Genomic DNA, 18,392 nt, shown 5'->3' with positions numbered 1-18,392 from the left:
TGCTGTTTCAATCCGTAATCGTAACAAAATATATCGTAACAGATTGGAGGCGTCAATACAGTCCTGCTGAAGCCTATCCGATAATGAGGCTTTCGGTGGTCATGAAGGTGAGGTCGTCCCAGACCAGCCCCGAAGCGGGAAGGTAGAGATCGAGGTTCAGCAAAACCACGAACTGATCCCCGAAGTCCTCACCTCGAACGCGTGCAGCCACCCGCTGAGCCAGCATCCGGTTGCGCACCTTGCGCGGAACCCCCACTGTAAAGCGCCCGAGCTTGCGCGCGATGCGACCGACGCCCTTTACCCACTGCAGTTCCTTGAGCAGACCGGCAACAGCGCCGTCATCCTCGACCGGCACGATCACCGGCACCATCGTGTCGTCTATAAAACGCATGGCTTTGGCAATCTTCTCGAATGGGAAATTAAGGTCGCCCGCATGATCGTGGCAGTCTTCCAGCACACGTCCATTGTCCAGCTCCGCCTCACCGCGGCGCCAATAGAGCAGCTCGAAAAACGATTTCATGATGTCCGGAGCAAACGGGTCCTCCGGATGGTCAAGCATTATCTCGCGGCCAGCCTCGGCATTGGCCTTCAATGCCTGGATCACACCATAGTCTGGTGACTGGAACACCAGCACCTCGCTCTCCTCCGGCGTCGCGCGGAACTCGCGGTTGCAGCGCCCCGCCGCCTGGGCGATCTGGTCCAGCCCCGCCTCGGCCCGCAACACCAGAGGAAAGTCGATATCAACCCCGGCTTCCACCAGCGACGTGGAAACTACCCGGCACGGGCGCTTGTGCTCGAGGTCAATCCTGATCTCCGCCAGCACCCGCGCGCGATGGACGCTGTGCATGCAGGTCGAGAGATGCCGTGCCCCAGGCAGATGGCGGATCACCCGGAACAGAGCCCGCGCATGGGCCCGCTGATTGACGATGCAAAGTGCCTGTGGGCTGGCGGCGAACCGCTCCGCAAGATCGGTGTCCGACTGCATGCCGATATGCCGCAGCGTGACCCGCCTCAAATCCGTGAAGAGCCTCGGGACATCGTCCAAAGCCAGTTCCCTCACCTTCGTGAAACCGGCAAGAAAGCCCACCTTCGTTCCCGACGGACCGGCATTCAGGGCTGGCTGGGTCGCGGTGCACAACACCACCGAACATCGGTAGTTGCGCACAAGCTCCTTCAATGCCGCCACGCAGGGACGCAGCAGGGGCAGGGGCATGGTCTGCGCCTCGTCAACCACCACTACGCTGCGGGCGATGCTGTGCAGCTTGCGGCAGCGGCTTGGCCGGTCCGAGAACAAACTCTCGAAGAACTGCACTGCCGTCGTCACGACAATCGGCTTGTCCCATCGTTCCATCGACAGGCGCAGCCCGTCCGGCCCGGTGTGATCGCGGCTCCACGTCGCCTCGTCCTCCCGCTCGAAGGCGCTGTGGTGCTCCAGCACCGCCGCGTCATCAAAAGGGCGCAGCACGTCGCGATAGACCGCCGCGGTCTGCTCGATGATCGAGGTGTAGGGTATCACCACGATGACCCGGTCAAGGTCGTTCGCCCGCGCGTGAGCGAGCGCGAAGGCGAGCGAGGTCAGCGTCTTGCCGCCGCCTGTCGGCACGGTCAGCGTGAAGGCGCCGGGCGGCTCGGCAGCCTTGGCTAGCGCTGCGGCCAGCACCTCGTCGCGCAGCCGGTTGAGCGCGCTCTCGGTCGTCTGCCGCCGTCCGATCCAAGCCCGCATTGCATCATCCAAATCCGCGATCGAAGGGCTGGCGGCTGTCGCCGGGACCTCGCGGTGGCCAGAGCGCGCATCAAAAGCCGCAGCGGCGGTGCGGTCGGCATCGATCAGACAGGAGAAGATCATTCGGGTCAGGAAGGCGCGCTGGAAACCAGCATGGCTCTTCACGAAGCTCATATCCACAGGCGCCGGGATAACGTCGGGCAATACGAGGCCATCGGCCCGGCCCGCATCAGCGGCGGAGGCTCCAAGGCGGGCCTTGGCCTCGATCCGTCCCACCACATCGTCCTGCAGCCCCGCATGATGCCCCGCTATCGCATGGGCAATGAGCCGCCCCAATTTCAGCGGCAGATGCTGGTCCGCCCACGCCGCGCCCGCTGTGGAATGATCGACCGACGCTCGGGAACCATGCAACCTGTTCTGGAACGCCTCGCTATACTTGCCGAGATCATGCAGCAGCCCAGCCGCGTGCGCTAATGGACCTGCTCCGAATCGCGCACCGTTAGCCGCCGAGAGCGCCGCCACTTCCAGCAGGTGGTGTAGTAGTGGCTCCCAAACATCTTGCGGTCGGCCATCGACAGTGTGCGCATAATACGGCATCTGGCTTCTGGAGCCTTTCAAGAGGCACGGTTGAACCGGCTAGACGAAGCCTGAGCCCTGCCTGTGGCATCTGCTAGTGTTGCTCCGGAGGCCATCGGGTCCGCCATTCTGCGGCTGGAGACGTGGTCAAGGCACGCTTGATTATACCGTGACGGGTGTGCGTCGACGCCCAAGCCGAATGGGTCGACTGGTTCAACAACCGACGTCTCCTTGAACCGATCGGCAACATGCCGCCCGCCGAGGCGGAAGCCGCCTATTAAGCGCAACTTGAAGTCATCCCAATGGCCGCGTAGCACCCAACTAAACTTGCCTCCCGGAAACCTGCGGCGGTCGAACACCGGTTCGGTCGCGTGAACAGGCTGCCCCATAAAATCGAATGGCTCAGCGACAATGGCAGTTGCTACGTCGCCCATGGCACCAGGAACTTTGCCATGGGCGCCGGCCTGGAACCGAGGACGACACCCATCAAGAGCCCCAGAGCAACGGCGTGGCCGAAGCCTTCGTCCGGACTTTCAAGCGAGACTGCGTCAGGGTCAACGCGATCCCGGACGCCCAACCCCTCATGAGCCTACTTCCTGGCTGGTTCGACCATTATAAAATAGTCACCCAGATAAGGTGCTTCGTTACCGCTCGCCGGTCGGAACAACCTGATCCTGCTAAGGAACGATCCGATCTCCCCGCTGGATATCTTGAAAGACTACCTGCGCTCGAGAGGTCCACCTTCGGCATTTCTTCGATCGCAGCGAAGCAGGTCACCACTCCCGCTGGTCCTGTATGGGTCCGTCGCGGAAAACCTCATCAGCAATTGGCAGTTGAGAGGAAGAACGGCGGTGACCTCGGTTGATCGCAGTTCCAGAGCTGCTCTTTGCGTCCGCCTGCCGGACCATCATCATCCCACGGGTTAGGGCGTTAGCGATGCGTATGAATGAAGGTCATGGCGTATCAGACCCGTCGGCCGCGGAGATGCGAGCCCAGGGACGTACTACGCAGGACGCGAGTTACTTTCTGCGTAAACGTCCCCATCAGGGCTTTCAAATAGGCGCTAGGCGGTAGGCGCCGCAGCTTGCGATGGAGCAGGCTGTTGGGGTTGAGGTAGCCGAAGAGTCCGACCTTGACCTTCATCAGGCTAGCGACGTAGCGGTTGCGGTCGAGCACTGGGTGAACGATGCTACCTGACGGCATGACAAAAAGGTCAGCTTCCACGAAAGGGGGCCAAGTGTCGTAGTGGTTTGTTTCGCTGTATTGGCTCCATTCGACGCTGACGAAGCCGTTCCGGGCCATTTCAGTCGCGATGAAGCCTTCACAAAATGGCCAGGCCTGGATTAGCCCCGCCCGGAGCTTGTCGGCCATGGCCAGTCGGGCTTCAAATAGCGTCGTCAGGCCGCGATTTGAGAACAGCGACAGGCAGATCAGCTTGTAGCGAATTTCGGACATCCGGTAGAGGTCCGTGCAGGTGTGGAGCCACATCCATTCATCCACAGGCTCACCCTTGGTGAGGCCCACGAAATCGGCTCCGTCGGTTCCAGCCTTCAAAACCAGCGAGTCGACGTCAGTGTTGATGACGACGTCATATTCCATCTGCAGGTAGTAGTCGTAGCCGGGTTGTTGCCGAAGGAAAAGGTACAGCGGATAGTCGCCGTTGAACCACAACATGTTTGACGCGCCGGCCCACAACTTGTTGTCGCCACCGGCGCGCGGCAGTCCTAGGTCGACCAGATCTTGCTCGGTATGGCGGACCACGCGGTCATGGGTGATGCCGCTCACTTTGCCATGGGTTTCGTCGACCAGCACAAAGATGTCGCCGGACTTCACGTTTTGACGGATGCGGTCGAACTGGCGTTGCGCGAACGCATCCCAGAAATGTGTACGGAAGATGACAGCATAGTGCGGAACATGGCCGGCGCCGAAAACAACCGCATCATTAGTTTTCATCATCAATAACCTAAATCAGGGCCGAACGGAATTATAGCGGTCGCAGTGTCAGCTTGACTGCCTGACATTGAACATTTGCCAGTATATTGAGTGCACAGAGCAAATTTCCGGCTTAGTTGCAAGTCTGCCCGCCGTGCACGGGGGTGACAAGCTAGGCCCAAGCGAACAACGAGTCGGCGATGAACGAAGACCAACGCGCGCATTCAATGGGGCGGCCTCTTACGGCCGAGGTCATCCTTTGGACGCTCTGGTGGTATCTTGGGTTTCCAGTCAGCTATCCCGGCGTCGCTCTGATGCTGTCGGATCGAGGCGTAGCAGTCGATCACACCACGATCTTCCGTTGGGTGCAGGCCTACGCGGCGATGCTGGAGAAGCGCCTACGGCCTCATCTGCGGTGCAATATCGGCTCGTGGCGCGTCGACGAGACGTACATCAAGGTCAGGGACGCCTAGACCTATCTTTATCGGGCTGTGAGCAAACCCGGGTCAGACCATTGACTTCCTGCTCTCACCGCAGCAGGACGCTGTCCCGGCTAAGCGGTTACTCCGCAAGGCACTGGCGCAGGTCCATACCGGCAACCCGCGCATGATTACCGTCGACAGGAACCCTGCCTGCCCGCGTGCCACTGCGGAGATGAAGCGTGGAGGTAAGGCCTGGGCTCGGGTTCGGAAGCCTGGCAACCGCCCACTGATCGCCGGCCGGCTAGGAAGTCATTGCGATGATCCCGAAGGGGCAGGTTCACAACATCCACGGTCGCGACATGCAGGCGCCGACCGTGTTCGTTGCAAACCTCTTTCAACTCACAGCTTGAGATCGCCGGCATCTAACTCGTCTCTCGCGTTGACGCGTCTTCTACCAGCATTCGTGACGCAACCGACGCCGACAAGAAGATCGTCGGTCGCAAGCGCCACATTGGTGGAGACCGATGGGCGGCTGCTGATGGTAAACCTGACCACGGCGGAAATCTCCGACAGTGCAGGAGCACAGGCCATCCTCGACGCGGTCCGCAAGCGCCGGCTTTGGCTCAAGCACGTGTTCGCCGATGGCGCCTATGACCGCACCAATCTGCTCGACAAAGCCATGTTCCGAGACTTCGTGCTGGAGATCGTGCGCCGAGCCGACAAAGACGCGGGCTTCAAGGTGCTGCCACGACGTTGGGTAATCGGACGCACATTCGCTGGATGAAACTGGCGCAGGCTCGTGCACAACTACGAGACGTGCCTCGATGTCTCCGAAGCCATGATCTATTTCGCCATGCGAAGCCTGCTTCTGCGCCGGATCGCCCTTAGCTAATCTTTCCCTAACGGGCTCTTACAACTGCGCTCGGCAATTGAAGACCCTGAATGGCAGCCAGGGTTCGTTTATTGGGTGTACCGAAGGGTCGGGTCAGACTGCGGGACGTCGCGATGGGCTACCTCAAACCTACCTTCTACGCCGCGATCGCAATGAGGATCGGGCTGGTTGCCGCCCAGTGGAGGAGGGTAGCTCCTACCCCTTTGCTGCAGGTTGCCGTAATCAGCGCGCTCGGCTGCTCGCTTCATGTAGTCCGAGGCTGGGCGGCGAGCCAAAGGTCTAGTGCGATTTGACCAGCCACCTACGCCCGTCAAACCGGATGGTGAGCAAGCCCATCAGCTCGCGCACACTTTGTTGAGGGCCATGTGGGCTCAGATCGAACCGCCGGGGCGCGACGGCTAACATTCCGCGTCTTGCAGGAAGCACCGGCCTGTCCTATCCAATAATTAGCGCAAGTGGCCCAACGCGTTAGTGCTTGATGACATCTTAGCGCCTCTGGATTGAACTGGACGCCGGGGCACTGCAGCAACTTCCGGGGATGACGAAGAGTTGAAACGGGATACTCCAGTAAGGGACAACGCATCCATGCCTCGCCGCAACCTTGTCATCGTCCGCGCCGGCGACAATTCGTTGCACCCCGGATGGATGCAAGGCCCTGAGGTGCGGAACTGGGATCTGGTTGTTAGCTATTTCGGCAACGATCCTGACCGATACCGGGAGGACGGGATCGTGCGGATTGACGGCAAAGGGCCAAAATGGCCGCCGCTTCAGGCCCTGCTGGCGTCTCATCCGCAGTACGTCGATGATTACGATTATGTCTGGCTGCCGGACGATGACCTGGCAATGACGACGAAGGACATGAACCGGTTCTTCGACCTGTGCCACGAATATCAGCTTGAGTTGGCCCAACCGTCGTTGACGCCGAACAGCCCAGTGACGCACCCCATGGTGATTAACAACACGCGCAGCCGGATCCGTTTCACCAATTTTGTGGAGGTGATGGCGCCGTGCTTCAGCACTGCATGCCTGCGCAAAGCATTGCCGACGTTCGACCGGACGCAAAGCGGCTGGGGCATTGACTGGCTGTGGCCAAAGCTGGTGAACAAGCCGCGAACAGGGATCGCGATCGTCGACGAAGTGGCGATCCATCACACGCGACCGCTGGGTGGCCCGAACTACGACGCTATGAAGGCGGCGGGGGTGTCACCGCAGGACGAATTGGCGGCGTTCTGGAAGGCAGCGGGAATCACGATGCAGCGCATCGAGATCCACCGGGTGCTGTGGAAGTCAGGGCGGGTAGACGAGGTGACAGGCCCTTCCTTGGCCTATTCCGCCAGACTTAGTATGGGGTTTTTGACTGCGCTGTTCGTCTCGCCGGCGCGCTGGAGGTTGATGCTCCACACTGGCCGGCTCGTGAAGCGTCCGTTCATGATCTCTGCGACGTAAGGGCGGGCAACCCATGTGTCGATGTTCCTTAACAGGCCGCGATAATTCGGTATCTATCGTCGGGTAGCTGGCGTACTTGGCTGAAAGCTTGTGGACGGGTGCGGTTTTTGAGTGCTGAACTCAGGCGCATGTTGCCTTTGGCCAGTCTGCTCGTCCTCGCCCCGCATCAACGCCCCCGACCGACCCTAAGCGCAAAGGATAAGATAGCAGCCGATTTGAGTGGCCGCAGCCTGTCAAAGGCGGGATTGTGGCTTCTTACGGTCCAGATGGCCCTGTGGCGCTGGCGCTGGGAGACGGTGCAGGGCTGGCACGGGCTAGGTCCTCAACTGGTAAACGGGAATCCACGGCAAGGAACATCTGATCCAAACGCCCCTCAGGATGGGAGTGATCATGAGCCCGCGCCGGTATGAATTGACGGATTCCGAGTGGTCTATCATCGAGCCACTGCTTCCGAGCAAGCCGCGTGGGGTGCCACGGGCCGATGACCGTCGGGTCCTGAACGGCATCTACTGGCGCTTGCGCACGGGATCACCATGAGCAGATAGCCCTGAGCGCTATGGGCCGACTACGACCTGCTACAACCGCTTTGTTCGCTGGCGGAAGATGGGCTCTGGGACAGACCCTTCGATGCTGTCTCGCGAGCTCCGCTGGACGTTCGGGCACAACTTCCGCCAGGTCGCTGATGCCGCCGGTATCTCGAAGACGCTGCAGTTCCGCGACTTGCGCGCGACGGCGCAGACGGAGCTTGCCAACACCGGGTCGTCCATCCTGGAGATGCGAACCCACAGCGGCCACGCGACCGTGGTGATGGCGGCTCGTTATGCGCGCCCGACAGTCGAACAGTTCAAGCAGGGCGCGCTAAGAGAATTGCAGGAACGAAAGAGAAGTGGTGAGTGATGTTCCGCAGAAGATCGCAGACGGGCTTGGATTGAGAGATATACAAGGGCTTCTCGACATTGATGAGTGGAAAGGTTCTGAGTTCTCTTTCCGTCCAGCAACTATGGCAAGGTTGGAGAAGTTGGGCTGCACACTGCTGGTGTCGCGGAATAAACGGGGATGTTCCTACCGGATCACTCCGCGCGGGCAAGCAGTTGCAGCAATCACTCGGCAGAAAAACCGTTCGGCAACCTTGACGGAAAGCCCGGCGGAACACGGCCAGCGCACCAGCTAAGGCTTTGAGAAGTGGTGCCGACACTCGGAATTGAACCGAGGACCTACTGATTACGAATCAGTTGCTCTACCCCTGAGCTATGTCGGCACACGCCGCTCGTGTATCGCCATCAGCCCGCCGACGCAACTCCCGGCTTCGCCCTATCCTCGCCCCAATCACGGCCTTTCCTTCGAGGATATCCTCTCCAAACCGACTGGGAGCAGCCTTCTCATGGGTTATGCGGAACACGGCGTCTGGAATACCGGCTGGTATGACACCCGCGCCCATGGCGGCCGTTTCCAGCGGACGGAGGCGCAGTTCCGGAACTGGCTCACCCCGGACGGCGCGCCCGGCCCCAGCGGTGACGGCGGGTTTCCCGCGGAGCCGGCGCGCTATCACCTCTATGTTTCGCTCGCCTGCCCCTGGGCGCACCGCACCCTCATTCTCCGCGCACTCAAAGGGCTCGAGGGGCTGATCCCCGTCTCGGTCGTCAACTGGGTCATGCTCGATCGGGGCTGGACCTTCGATCGCGCGCCCGGCGTCGTGCCGGACCCCCTCGGCGCCGCCAGCCTGTTCGATCTCTACTGCCGCGCCGACCCGCAGTATTCAGGGCGCGTCACGGTGCCAGTCCTCTGGGACCGCAAGCGCGGCACCATCGTCAGCAACGAGAGCGCCGAGATCATCCGCATGTTCAACAGCGCCTTCGATCGGGTCGGCGCCCGCGCTGGCGACTACTACCCTGAGCGCCTCCGCCCGGAGATCGATGCACTCAATGCCCGCATCTACGACACGGTCAACAATGGCGTCTACAAGGCGGGCTTCGCCACCACACAGGAGGCTTATGAGGAGGCCGTGCATCCCCTGTTCGACAGCCTCGACTGGCTGGAGGCGCGCCTTGCCACGCGCAACTTCCTCTGCGGGGACCGCGTGACGGAGGCCGATTGGCGCCTCTTCACGACGCTGGTGCGCTTCGACCCGGTTTATGTCGGGCACTTCAAATGCAACCTGCGGCGGCTGACGGACTACCCGAACCTGTGGGATTACACGCGTGCGCTTTATCAGGCGCCGGGCGTCGCGGCGACGGTGAACTTCCAGCACATCAAAGGCCATTACTTTCAGAGCCACCCGACGATCAACCCGCACGCCATTGTGCCGATCGGCCCAAAGCTCGATTTTGCCGTGCCTGCGAAGCGCTCGGTGCCGCTGAGCGGATGAGCGTTCCTGGTTCTTCTCCCAGGTGGGACCGCTTCCCTTCTGTCAGAGACCGCTGATCAGAGCGGCGGAATAGGCGAGCGGCATCGTTACCAGGAACTGCGCCGCCTGCATGTCGAGTGACGAGCCCAGAGCGGCGGGACAAGCCTCCCTGATCTGGAGGATCTCGTCGAGCGTGATCCCTGGTCGCGCCGCCCGAGAGGCGCGGACTGCGGCGCCCATCGGCTGCTGCCCCGCGGTCAGCGCCTCCAGTTGAGCTTCCACGGCGTCGGTGGTGCCACTCGTGCAGATTTGCGGCATCACGCCTAGGCCTTGCAGCGGCCACCCAAGCGGCGCCAGCAGCCGCGCCCAGGTCACCAGCAGCGTCCCGCCGCCGGGCAGCGACGTTGCCGCCTGCACCAGGCCCTTGCCGAAGGTGGCGCTGCCGACCACGACCCCGCGCCCGTCATCGGCGAGCGCCGCGGCCAGCACCTCGGCCGCGCTTGCGGTACGGCCGTCCACGAGCACCACCACGGGCGCGCCGGAGGCAAGGTCGCCGCTCCCGGCGGTCCATGTCTGGTCCGCCTCCGGGTCCCGCCCGATCGCGCTCCCGATCATGCCTTGGTTCCGGAGGCCGGCGTCGATCAGGCTGCGGGCTACCGCAACCGCCTGGTTCAGCAACCCGCCACGGTTGCCCCGCAGGTCGAGCACGAGGCCGCGCGGCTCGGGCCCGGAGTTGAGCGCATTGGTCAGCACCTGGCGGAAGTCGTTCGCCGTGCTTTGCTCGAAGCCCGCGATCTGGACCACGAGCATCGGCCCGTGCCGGGTGGCGAAGACCGTGGGCGGCGAGATCGCGATGCGGGTCAGCGACAGGGTCTGCGGCCGCCGGTGCCCGGTCACGACCTCGAGTGTCACCTGTGATCCCGGCGGCCCCGCGAGGGCCCCGTTCAGCGCGTAGGCGTCCTCTCCGCGGGTCGATACGCCATCGATTGCGAAGATGCGGTCGCCTGCTGATAGCCCGGCGGCAGACGCCGGTCCGCCGGGATCGATCTTGTCCACCACGGCGCGATGGCGGCGAACGGCGACCGTGAGCCCAGGGTCCCCGGCTGCCGTGTCGACCGCGCTGGCGTCGCGTGGAACGTAGCGGGAGTAGGGGTCGAGATGGTTGAACAACTCGTCGAAGAAGCTGGTGACGATGCCGTCTGTTCCGGCCTCGGCGATCGCCGGGGAAAGCTGCGCGGCACGGCCGCAGAGCACGGCGGCGACGGCGCCCCAGCCGGCCGCATCGTCGGGCCGGGGCAGCGCCAAGGATAGAACGATCTGTTCACGGTCGACGAGGAAGAGCCTGGTCTGGTCCATCGCCGGGCTGACCGACGGGTCGAGGGCGGTAAGCCCGCGCAGGCCCCAGAGCGTCATCTCCCCTATCGGAATGATGTCCAGCGTTCGTGGCGCCATGAATGCGAAGGCGCTGGCGTATATACCGCTGGCGAGGCCCTGGTTCCAATTGCTTTGGGCTTCTGCCCGCAGGGGCAGGATCAGGAAAACAATGGCGAAAAAGGCGCCGCGGTTCACGGCGATCGTGGGCGGGGCTGGCTGCCGCCACGGCGGGCGCGGCGTTCGGGGTCCGATGCTCCCGCGCCGGGCTCAGCGCCCGGCCTAGAGCCCGGCCCAGCTAAAGACCCAGCGCCAGACGGAGCCATTTGGAACAGCAGCCCGCCTGTCACCGGACGGGCCTCCGCCAAGCGCACCATGACCGCCTGAGCGAGATGATAAACCACCCGGCTGCGCCGTCCGCTAAGGCTTTGCGTTGCTTCGTCGTGCATCCAGAAGTCATCGGGCAGTCCTGCCAGCGGAATCATTCCGCTGGCACCGGTGTCCATCAAAGTAACGAATAGGCCGAAGCGCGTCACGCCCGAAATACGCGCCTCGAAAATGGAGCCGACCTTGTCGGCCATGAAGGCGGCCATGTAGCGATCGGTGGCGTCGCGCTCCGCCTGGGCGGCGCGGCGTTCGGTGCGCGTGATGTGCTCGCACGTATCTTCGAGCCGCGCGGCCTCCTCGGGCGTCAGCCCGTCGGCGCCGAAGCCGAGCGCGCCGATCAGCGACCGATGCACCAGAAGATCGGCGTAGCGCCGGATCGGGCTGGTGAAATGAGCGTAGCGGGTCAGCGCCAACCCGAAATGGCCGAGGTTCTCGGGGCTGTAGGCCGCCTGGGATTGGCTGCGCAGCACCGCGTCGTTGACCAGCGGCGCTTCCTCTGTGCCGGCGACCCGCGTCAGCACGGCGTCGAGGTCGCGCGGATGGATCTGGTCGCCCGGCGGCAGGCTGATGCTCATGCCATGCAGATAGGTCCGCAGGCCTTCGAGCTTCGCCTCCGAGGGCGGCGCATGGACGCGATAGACGACCGGCCTGTGCAGCCGCTCCAGCTCCTCGGCCGCCGCGATGTTCGCCAGCACCATGAACTCCTCGATCAGCCGGTGGCTGTCGAGCCGCGTGCGTTTCGTGACGCTGGTGACGTGCCCCTCGGCATCGAGCGTCACCTTCCATTCCGGCAGGTCGAGGTCGAGCGTCCCGCGCTGGCGCCGTGCCCCCAGCAGCCTCTCGAAGGCGCCGTAGAGGTGATCGAGCGGAAAGCCCGGCGTCTCGCGGTTCGCTTCGCGGGCTTCCTGCACCTCCTCGTAGGTCAGGCGCGCCACACTGCGCATCAGCCCGCGGCCGAAGCGGTGCGACACCTTGCGGCCATCGTGGCCGATGTGCATCTCGGCGAAGAGGCAGGCGCGATCCTCGTTCGGGCGCAGGCTGCACCAGCCGTTGGAGAGCGCCTCGGGCAGCATCGGCACGACGCGGTCGGGGAAGTAGACGGAGTTGCCGCGTTCGCGCGCCGAGCGGTCGAGCGCGCTCCCCGGCCGTACGTAATGAGCGACATCGGCGATCGCCACGATCAGGCGGTAGCCGCTGCCTTCCGGTTCGGCAAACACGGCATCGTCGAAGTCGCGTGCATCGGCGCCGTCGATCGTCACCAGCGGGATGTGGCGGAGGTCCTCTCGTCCCTCCGGCCCGACGCCACGCGCATGCTCCGCTTCGGCCAGCACTTCGGCAGGAAACGCGTCGGGGATGTCGAGCGTCGCGATCACCAGCAGGCTGACGGCCCGCGCGCTGCCCGCGTCGCCCAGGCGCTCGGTGACGCGGACGGGCTTGAGGCCGAGGCCGCCGCCACCTTCGCGTGGGGCCAGCGGCTCGCCACGCACGATCTCGCCGTCCTCGGCACCGCCATCCTCGCCGGGTGGCACGATCCACTCGGCTTTGACGCGCTTGTCGGTGGGTTCGATCCGGGTCAGGCCGCCACGGCGGCGGAAAATGCCGATGACGCGGCCGGGCGTGCCCTCGATCCGCCGCAGCGTGCGGCCCTCGAACTTGCGAGCGTTGCGCGCCTCGCCGATCGGCTTGATGCGGGCGAGGACGCGCTGGCCGGGGGCGAGTGCCGCCTGGCCGCGCGCCTCGGGCTGCATGAAGATGGTCGGTGCCGGGCCGTCCCCGCGCCATTCCGCCGGGCGGCCGATGGCGTCGCCTTCGGTGTCGATGCCGGTGATCTCGACGATGATCGCTTCCGGCAGGCGGCTGCCGCCCGCGCGACCCAGCGAGCCGGTGAGGCGTGGGACGCCGTGTGGCGCGGTGAAGCGCTTATGGCCGGCGGGCGCCGCTTCGCCCCGGCTCGCCATCTCCTTCAGCACCGTCCGCATGGCGACCCTGTGCTCGGGCCCGAGGCCGAAGGCGCGCATCGCCTCGCGCTTACCGACCCTGCCGGGTGTCTCGGCGAGGAAGGCGCGCAACTGCTCGCGGCTAGGGAAGGGACGATCACGCCCCGCCTCCGGGGTTTCACCAGAGACCTTGGGCGGCTTCGGTTTCTTTCGCGCGGTTTTCATGCCCGGGCGCGACCTTCGGCTACTCCGCAGCCTGGGAACGGACGCGCGCGCCGGATTTGCCGCCAGCTTTGGCTCCGGTCTTGGCCCCAGCTTTGGCTCCAGGCTTGGAAACCGGCGCCTTCTTCGGCGCAGCGATCTTCGCCGCCGGTTTCTTGGCAACAGGCTCCGCGGCGGCCTTTGCAGGCTTGGCGCCAGCCTTGACGCCAGCTTTGACCTTGGCGCCGGCTTTACCGCGCGCGCCCGGCTTCGGCTTCAGCTCGCGCCCCTTCTCGGCGAGCAGGGCGATGCCCGCCTCGAGCGTGATGTCGTCCATGGAGAGGCTGCGCGGGAGGTTCGCGACCACCTTGCCATGCTGCGCGTAGGGGCCGAACCGCCCCTTCTTGACCATGATCGCCTCGCCATCCTTGGGATGCGGCCCGAGCGTCCGCACCCCGGCGAGCTTTTTCGCCAGCAGGTCGACAGCCCGGTTTTGGCCGACGCTCAGCACGTCGTCGTCGCGGTCGAGCGAAGCATAGACCGAGCCCATGCGGATGTAGGGCCCGAACCGGCCGATCCCGGCCTCCATCGGCTCGCGGCTCTCCGGATGTATGCCGATCAGCCGTGGCAGCGTCAGCAGGCCGAGCGCCTGCTCCAGCGTGATGGTCTCGCCGTCGACGCCGCGCGGCAGCGACATCCGCTTCGGCTTTTCCTTCTTCGCCTTCTTGTCGTCCGGTGCGGCCGGCGGCGGCTCGCCCTGCTGGACATAAAGGCCATAGGGGCCGCGGCGGACCGTGATGTCCTCGCCCGTGGTCGGATCGCGCCCGAGCACCCGCATCCCTTCCTTCAGCGTCTCGTCGCCGTCCTCGCCGTTCACGGTGAGGCGGCGCGTGTACTGGCAGGCGGGATAGTTGGAGCAGCCGATGAAGCTGCCGTGCCGCCCGAGCTTCAGGCCCAGGCGTCCGGTGTTGCAGGCCGGGCAGAGGCGGGGATCGCCGCCATCAGCGCGGGGAGGGAAGAAATGCGGCCCGAGATCGTCGTCCAGCGCGTTGATCACGTCGGTGATCTTGAGTTCGCGCGTCTGCTCGACGGCCTCGGAGAAGTCGTGCCAGAAGGCGCGCATGACCGCTCGCCAATCCGCGCGCCCATCCGAAATCTCGTCGAGCTTCTCCTCGAGCGAGGCGGTGAAGCCGGGGTCGACGTAGCGGGTGAAGAAGCTCGTCAGGAACGCCGTCACCAGCCTGCCGCGATCCTCCGGCACCAGCCGTTTCGCATCCAGCCGCACATAATTGCGGTCCCGCAACACCGACAGCGTCGAGGCATAGGTCGAGGGCCGGCCAATCCCCAGCTCCTCCATCTTCTTGACCAGCGAGGCCTCGGTGTAGCGCGGCGGCGGCTGGGTGAAGTGCTGGCTCGCGCGCACGTCGCGCCGGGTCAGCGGGTCGCCCTCAGTCATTGCGGGCAGCACGCGCGTCTCGTCGTCGTCGTCGCTCTGGTCGTCGCGATCCTCGCGATAGAGCTTGAGGAAGCCGTCGAAGGCGAGCAGCGAGCCGTTCGCCCGCAGTGTGGTGCCAGCGCCCGCCCCCCTTGGATCGTTGACGTCCGCCATATCCACGGTGACCTGGTCGAACTCGGCCTGGCTCATCTGGGAGGCGACGGCGCGCTTCCAGATCAGCTCATAGAGCCGCGCCTGATCATGGCTGAGGGCACGAGCGACATCCTCCGGGCGACGATCGACATCGGTCGGGCGGATCGCCTCATGGGCTTCCTGAGCGTTCTTGGCCTTGGTGTTGTATTCGCGGGGGGCGGCGGGCAGGTAGTTGCCCCCAAAGGCGCTTTTGACGTGGTCGCGGATGGCATGCACGGCTTCCCGCGCCATCTGCACGCCGTCCGTCCGCATATAGGTGATGAGGCCGACGGTCTCGCCGCCGATGTCGATGCCCTCGTAAAGCTGTTGCGCCACGCGCATGGTCTGCTGGGCGCCGAAACCGAGTTTCCGGCTCGCCTCCTGCTGCAGGGTGGAGGTGGTGAAGGGCGGGTTCGGGTTCCGCCGCACGCGGCGTCGCTCGATCGTGGAGACCGAGAAGGCGCCGGCTTCCACCGCCGCCCGTGCGGCCTCGGCGGCGGCGGCGTTCGGCAGGTCGAACTGGTCGAGCTTGCGGCCGTTGAGGTGGGTCAGGCGGGCGAGGAACGGCGCGCCGGCCGGCGTCGCCAGATGCGCCTCGATCGACCAGTATTCGCGAGCGCGGAACGCCTCGATCTCGGCTTCGCGCTCGCAGACGAGGCGGAGGGCGACCGATTGCACCCGGCCGGCGCTGCGGCTGCCGGGCAGTTTGCGCCACAGCACGGGCGATAGGGTAAAGCCGACGAGGTAGTCCAGCGCGCGGCGGGCGAGGTAGGCCTCGATCAGCGGCTGGTCCAGCAGGCGCGGCTTGGCCATCGCCGTGGTGACGGCGTTGCGGGTGATTTCGTTGAACGTCACCCTGTGGACGGTCACCCCGTCGAGGGCGTGACGGTCCTCCAACATGGCGCGGACGTGCCAGGAGATCGCCTCGCCTTCCCGATCCGGGTCGGTGGCGAGATAGAGCGTCGTGCCGCGCTTGATCGCCTTGGCGATGGCGGAGACCTGGCGGCTGCCACGTTCATCCGATTCCCAGTCCATGGCGAAATCCTCGTCGGGACGCACGCTGCCATCCTTGGGCGGCAGGTCGCGCACATGCCCGAAGCTGGCCAGCACGGTATATCCATCACCAAGATACTTGTTGATGGTCTTGGCTTTGGCGGGAGACTCGACGACGACGACGTCAGACATGCTCTTCCTGAAAGGCGCTTATCCGCCCTGCTGCTGCGCGATCAAAGCCACGCGGTTGCCGGGCAGGGACTCGATGACGCCACCGAGTTCGAGGTCCAGCAAGGCGGCCAATAAGGCGGCTTGAGACGTGAACTGGCAGTGTCGAAGCAGATCGTCAACCGATGTCGGTGCCGGACTGAGCAGTTGCAGCACGGAGGCGCGGATTTCGCTCGCCTCGAACGGGCTCATCGGCAGCTCCTCCGCCAGGTGGTCGAACAGCTGGGGCGGGCGCCGGTTGGCGGTGAAGTCCTCGGGGCCACGCGGCAGATGCGCGAGGATGTCGCCGATTGTCTCGGTCAGCTGCGCGCCCTGGCGGATCAGGTCGTTGGAGCCCTGGCAGCGGGGATCGAGTGGCGAACCCGGCACGGCGAACACCTCGCGGCCGGCTTCCAGCGCCAGACGGGCCGTGATGAGGCTGCCGGAATGGCAGGCGGCCTCCACCACGACGACGCCGAGCGCAAGGCCGGCGATGATGCGGTTGCGGCGCGGAAAGTGGCGCGCCTGGGGTTCGGTGCCGAGGGGCGCCTCGGTCACCACGGCGCCGCTGACGGCGATCCGCGCCTGCAGGTCGACGTGCTGAGGGGGATAGGGATGGTCGAGCCCCCCGGCGACCGCGGCGACCGTGCATCCGCCCGCCGCCAGCACCGCCTCATGGGCGGCGGCGTCGATGCCCCGCGCCATGCCGGAGACCACCGTGATGCCTTCGCCGCCCAGGGCCGCGGACATATGCGCCGCCAGTCGTTGGCCATTCAGCGAGGCGTTGCGCCCCCCGACGATGGCGACCGAGCGATCCGCCAGCCGGTCCACACTGCCGAGCACGGCGAGCGCGGGCGGCGGGTCGGGCAGCAGCGCCAGCAGCGGCGGATAGCTGGGCATGTGCGGCATAAGGAATTGGCCGCCGAGACGCTCGGTGCCGGCGATTTCATCCTCGATCATGGCCAGGGAGGGGATCGGCTTGTCAGGCCGCCCGGCGGCGCGGGCGAGGCCGGGCAGCGCCTCCAGGGCGGCGGCGGGCGTTTTGTAACGGTCCAGCAGGCGCCGATAGGTGACCGGGCCGACGCCTTCGGTGCGCGCCAGCCGCAGCCGGTCGGCGAGATCGGACCCGGTTCGGCTCACGTGGCGCCGATGCGGGGTTCGGTGCCGGAGAGGAGGCGGCGGATGTTGGTGTGATGGCGCGCCAGCACGAGGACGGCGACGACGAGCGCCAGGATGGCCCGGGCGGGGCCGCCGAAGGCCCAGGCGATGAAGGGCGAGAGGATGAAGGCCGCGAGCGCCGAGGCCGAAGATATTTTGGTCAGCTTGGCGCCGATGAGCCAGATCGCGCACATGAGCACGCCCTCGGGCCAGCAGGCGGCGAGCGCCACGCCGATGCCGGTGGCGACGCCCTTGCCGCCGCGGAACCTCAGCCAGACGGGGAACATGTGGCCGATCACGGCGAAAGCGCCGGCCCAGAGGCCAGCCGTCGGCACGACATGAAGGGCGGGCACATTCGCGGCGAGGAGCACGGCGGCGGTGCCTTTGCCGCCATCGAGCAGGAGGGTCGCGGCGGCCAGCCCTTTGCGGCCGGTCCGAAGCACGTTGGTGGCGCCGATATTGCCCGAGCCGATGCTGCGCAGGTCCCCGGCCCCGCCGAGGCGGGTGAGGATGAGGCCGAAGGGGATGCTGCCGAGCAGGTAGCCGAGGATCACCGGAGGCAAGATCGCGAGCATGGGAGTCATGGCGCGCGCGCGCCTGACTTATTTTCTTGTTGATGCATTGTCCCCCCGGAATGCGTTCTCTGGCAGTTACGCCCGCGCCGGCTTAGCGTAGGGTCTATGGACAAGGTCGCTGAGAACACTTTGCCAAGCTGGATGTTGGACTCGCTGGAGCGAAGCGAGGCGCAGATAGAGGCAGGACAGGTCGTTCCGCTTGAGCCGGTCCTTGGTCGGCTCCGCGCCAGTATCGCACGAATGCAGGCCGCCGAGGGTAAGTCCACGCACCCCGGCATGGCGTGATATCGCTTTCTCGCGAAGCGGAGGCCCAGGTCGATAGTCTGGTCGAGCATTTCGAAACGAACGGACGACTGGAAGCGGCCGTCAACCTGTTTCGCGCCCTCGAACGGGCGAAGGACCGTATCGCCACAGCGCCCGACGCCGGGCTGCCAGCCCCGCGCCCATACCGGGCTTTTCAACGCCCTGGCCGGCGCTGGATTATCGAGGGCCGCTACTGCGTGTCGTACAGGCTGACCTCGCCGCCAGTCATTTCGGGCGGGTTTTACGTCACCGCCGACATCCCGCACCGGATTTAGCGCGAGCGTCCACTGCGGTCTTG

13 protein-coding genes, 1 tRNA gene and 3 pseudogenes are annotated in these 18,392 nt (G+C 65.1%); 9 read left to right on the top strand and 8 right to left on the bottom strand.

Annotated elements, in window-relative coordinates:
* Positions 1-73 precede the first annotated feature (73 nt).
* Positions 74-2,320 (bottom strand): CRISPR-associated endonuclease Cas3'', encoded by a 2,247-nt coding sequence (locus ACOEQ1_RS07150; RefSeq protein WP_419758494.1) that lies wholly within the window; start codon positions 2,318-2,320, stop codon positions 74-76.
* 326 nt (positions 2,321-2,646) lie between these two features.
* Between ACOEQ1_RS07150 and ACOEQ1_RS07145 the strand changes: the two are divergent.
* Positions 2,647-2,971 (top strand): annotated as a pseudogene (locus tag ACOEQ1_RS07145) (integrase core domain-containing protein); the annotation flags it as partial.
* Between the two features lie 291 nt (positions 2,972-3,262).
* Here ACOEQ1_RS07145 and ACOEQ1_RS07140 read toward each other — a convergent pair.
* Positions 3,263-4,255 carry a hypothetical protein gene (locus tag ACOEQ1_RS07140; protein WP_419758493.1) on the bottom strand — a complete coding sequence of 331 codons (993 nt, stop codon included), beginning with the start codon at positions 4,253-4,255 and terminating at the stop codon, positions 3,263-3,265.
* Positions 4,256-4,431: 176 nt separating this feature from the next.
* Here ACOEQ1_RS07140 and ACOEQ1_RS07135 point away from each other — a divergent pair, with 176 nt between their 5' ends.
* The 6 genes and pseudogenes from ACOEQ1_RS07135 to ACOEQ1_RS07110 all read left to right on the top strand — a co-directional run bounded on the left by ACOEQ1_RS07135 (position 4,432) and on the right by ACOEQ1_RS07110 (position 8,162).
* The gene (locus ACOEQ1_RS07135) at positions 4,432-4,704 is read left to right on the top strand and encodes a hypothetical protein (protein ID WP_419758492.1); all 273 of its coding nucleotides are present in this window, start codon (positions 4,432-4,434) and stop codon (positions 4,702-4,704) included.
* A gap of 423 nt (positions 4,705-5,127) precedes the next feature.
* Positions 5,128-5,545, top strand: a pseudogene (locus ACOEQ1_RS07130) (transposase); the annotation flags it as partial.
* Between the two features lie 585 nt (positions 5,546-6,130).
* On the top strand, positions 6,131-6,991 hold the full coding sequence (locus tag ACOEQ1_RS07125) for a DUF707 domain-containing protein (protein ID WP_419758491.1): 861 nt from the start codon (positions 6,131-6,133) through the stop codon (positions 6,989-6,991).
* A 390-nt stretch (positions 6,992-7,381) separates the two neighbouring features.
* Positions 7,382-7,632 (top strand): annotated as a pseudogene (locus ACOEQ1_RS07120) (transposase); the annotation flags it as partial.
* Positions 7,619-7,888 (top strand): tyrosine-type recombinase/integrase, encoded by a 270-nt coding sequence (locus tag ACOEQ1_RS07115; protein WP_419758674.1) that lies wholly within the window; start codon positions 7,619-7,621, stop codon positions 7,886-7,888. The pseudogene ACOEQ1_RS07120 and the gene ACOEQ1_RS07115, both read left to right, overlap by 14 nt.
* The gene (locus tag ACOEQ1_RS07110; protein WP_419758490.1) at positions 7,881-8,162 is read left to right on the top strand and encodes a hypothetical protein; all 282 of its coding nucleotides are present in this window, start codon (positions 7,881-7,883) and stop codon (positions 8,160-8,162) included. The genes ACOEQ1_RS07115 and ACOEQ1_RS07110 overlap by 8 nt, the downstream gene beginning before the upstream one ends.
* Positions 8,163-8,174: 12 nt before the next feature.
* Here the strand turns inward: ACOEQ1_RS07110 and ACOEQ1_RS07105 are convergent.
* A tRNA-Thr gene (locus ACOEQ1_RS07105) sits at positions 8,175-8,249 on the bottom strand.
* Positions 8,250-8,372: 123 nt separating this feature from the next.
* On the opposite strand from ACOEQ1_RS07105, the gene ACOEQ1_RS07100 reads away from it, so the two are divergent.
* On the top strand, positions 8,373-9,356 hold the full coding sequence (locus ACOEQ1_RS07100; RefSeq protein WP_419758489.1) for a glutathione S-transferase family protein: 984 nt from the start codon (positions 8,373-8,375) through the stop codon (positions 9,354-9,356).
* Positions 9,357-9,398: 42 nt separating this feature from the next.
* On the opposite strand, the gene ACOEQ1_RS07095 is transcribed toward ACOEQ1_RS07100, so the two are convergent.
* Genes ACOEQ1_RS07095 through plsY form a run of 5 tightly spaced genes read right to left on the bottom strand, consistent with a single transcriptional unit; the run spans position 9,399 to position 17,800 of the window.
* Entirely contained in the window at positions 9,399-10,904 is a 1,506-nt protein-coding gene (locus tag ACOEQ1_RS07095) for a S41 family peptidase (protein ID WP_419758488.1), read from the bottom strand.
* Entirely contained in the window at positions 10,901-13,255 is a 2,355-nt protein-coding gene (rnr, locus tag ACOEQ1_RS07090) for a ribonuclease R (protein ID WP_419758487.1), read from the bottom strand. The genes ACOEQ1_RS07095 and rnr overlap by 4 nt, the downstream gene beginning before the upstream one ends.
* 19 nt (positions 13,256-13,274) lie before the next feature.
* Entirely contained in the window at positions 13,275-16,043 is a 2,769-nt protein-coding gene (gene topA, locus ACOEQ1_RS07085; protein WP_419758486.1) for a type I DNA topoisomerase, read from the bottom strand.
* An 18-nt stretch (positions 16,044-16,061) separates the two neighbouring features.
* Positions 16,062-17,198 carry a DNA-processing protein DprA gene (dprA, locus tag ACOEQ1_RS07080; RefSeq protein ID WP_419758485.1) on the bottom strand — a complete coding sequence of 379 codons (1,137 nt, stop codon included), beginning with the start codon at positions 17,196-17,198 and terminating at the stop codon, positions 16,062-16,064.
* On the bottom strand, positions 17,195-17,800 hold the full coding sequence (gene plsY, locus ACOEQ1_RS07075; RefSeq protein WP_419758484.1) for a glycerol-3-phosphate 1-O-acyltransferase PlsY: 606 nt from the start codon (positions 17,798-17,800) through the stop codon (positions 17,195-17,197). Before plsY ends, dprA begins: the two co-directional genes overlap by 4 nt.
* A 272-nt stretch (positions 17,801-18,072) precedes the next feature.
* On the opposite strand from plsY, the gene ACOEQ1_RS07070 reads away from it, so the two are divergent.
* Positions 18,073-18,369, top strand: a complete 297-nt coding sequence (locus tag ACOEQ1_RS07070) for a type II toxin-antitoxin system RelE/ParE family toxin (RefSeq protein ID WP_419758483.1) — start codon at positions 18,073-18,075, stop codon at positions 18,367-18,369.
* Positions 18,370-18,392 lie beyond the last annotated feature (23 nt).

The organism is Acidisoma sp., assembly GCF_965199065.1.
Classification (GTDB): domain Bacteria; phylum Pseudomonadota; class Alphaproteobacteria; order Acetobacterales; family Acetobacteraceae; genus Acidisoma.
Note: the sequence above shows the minus strand (reverse complement) of the source record. Positions and strands in the feature narration are given on the sequence as shown.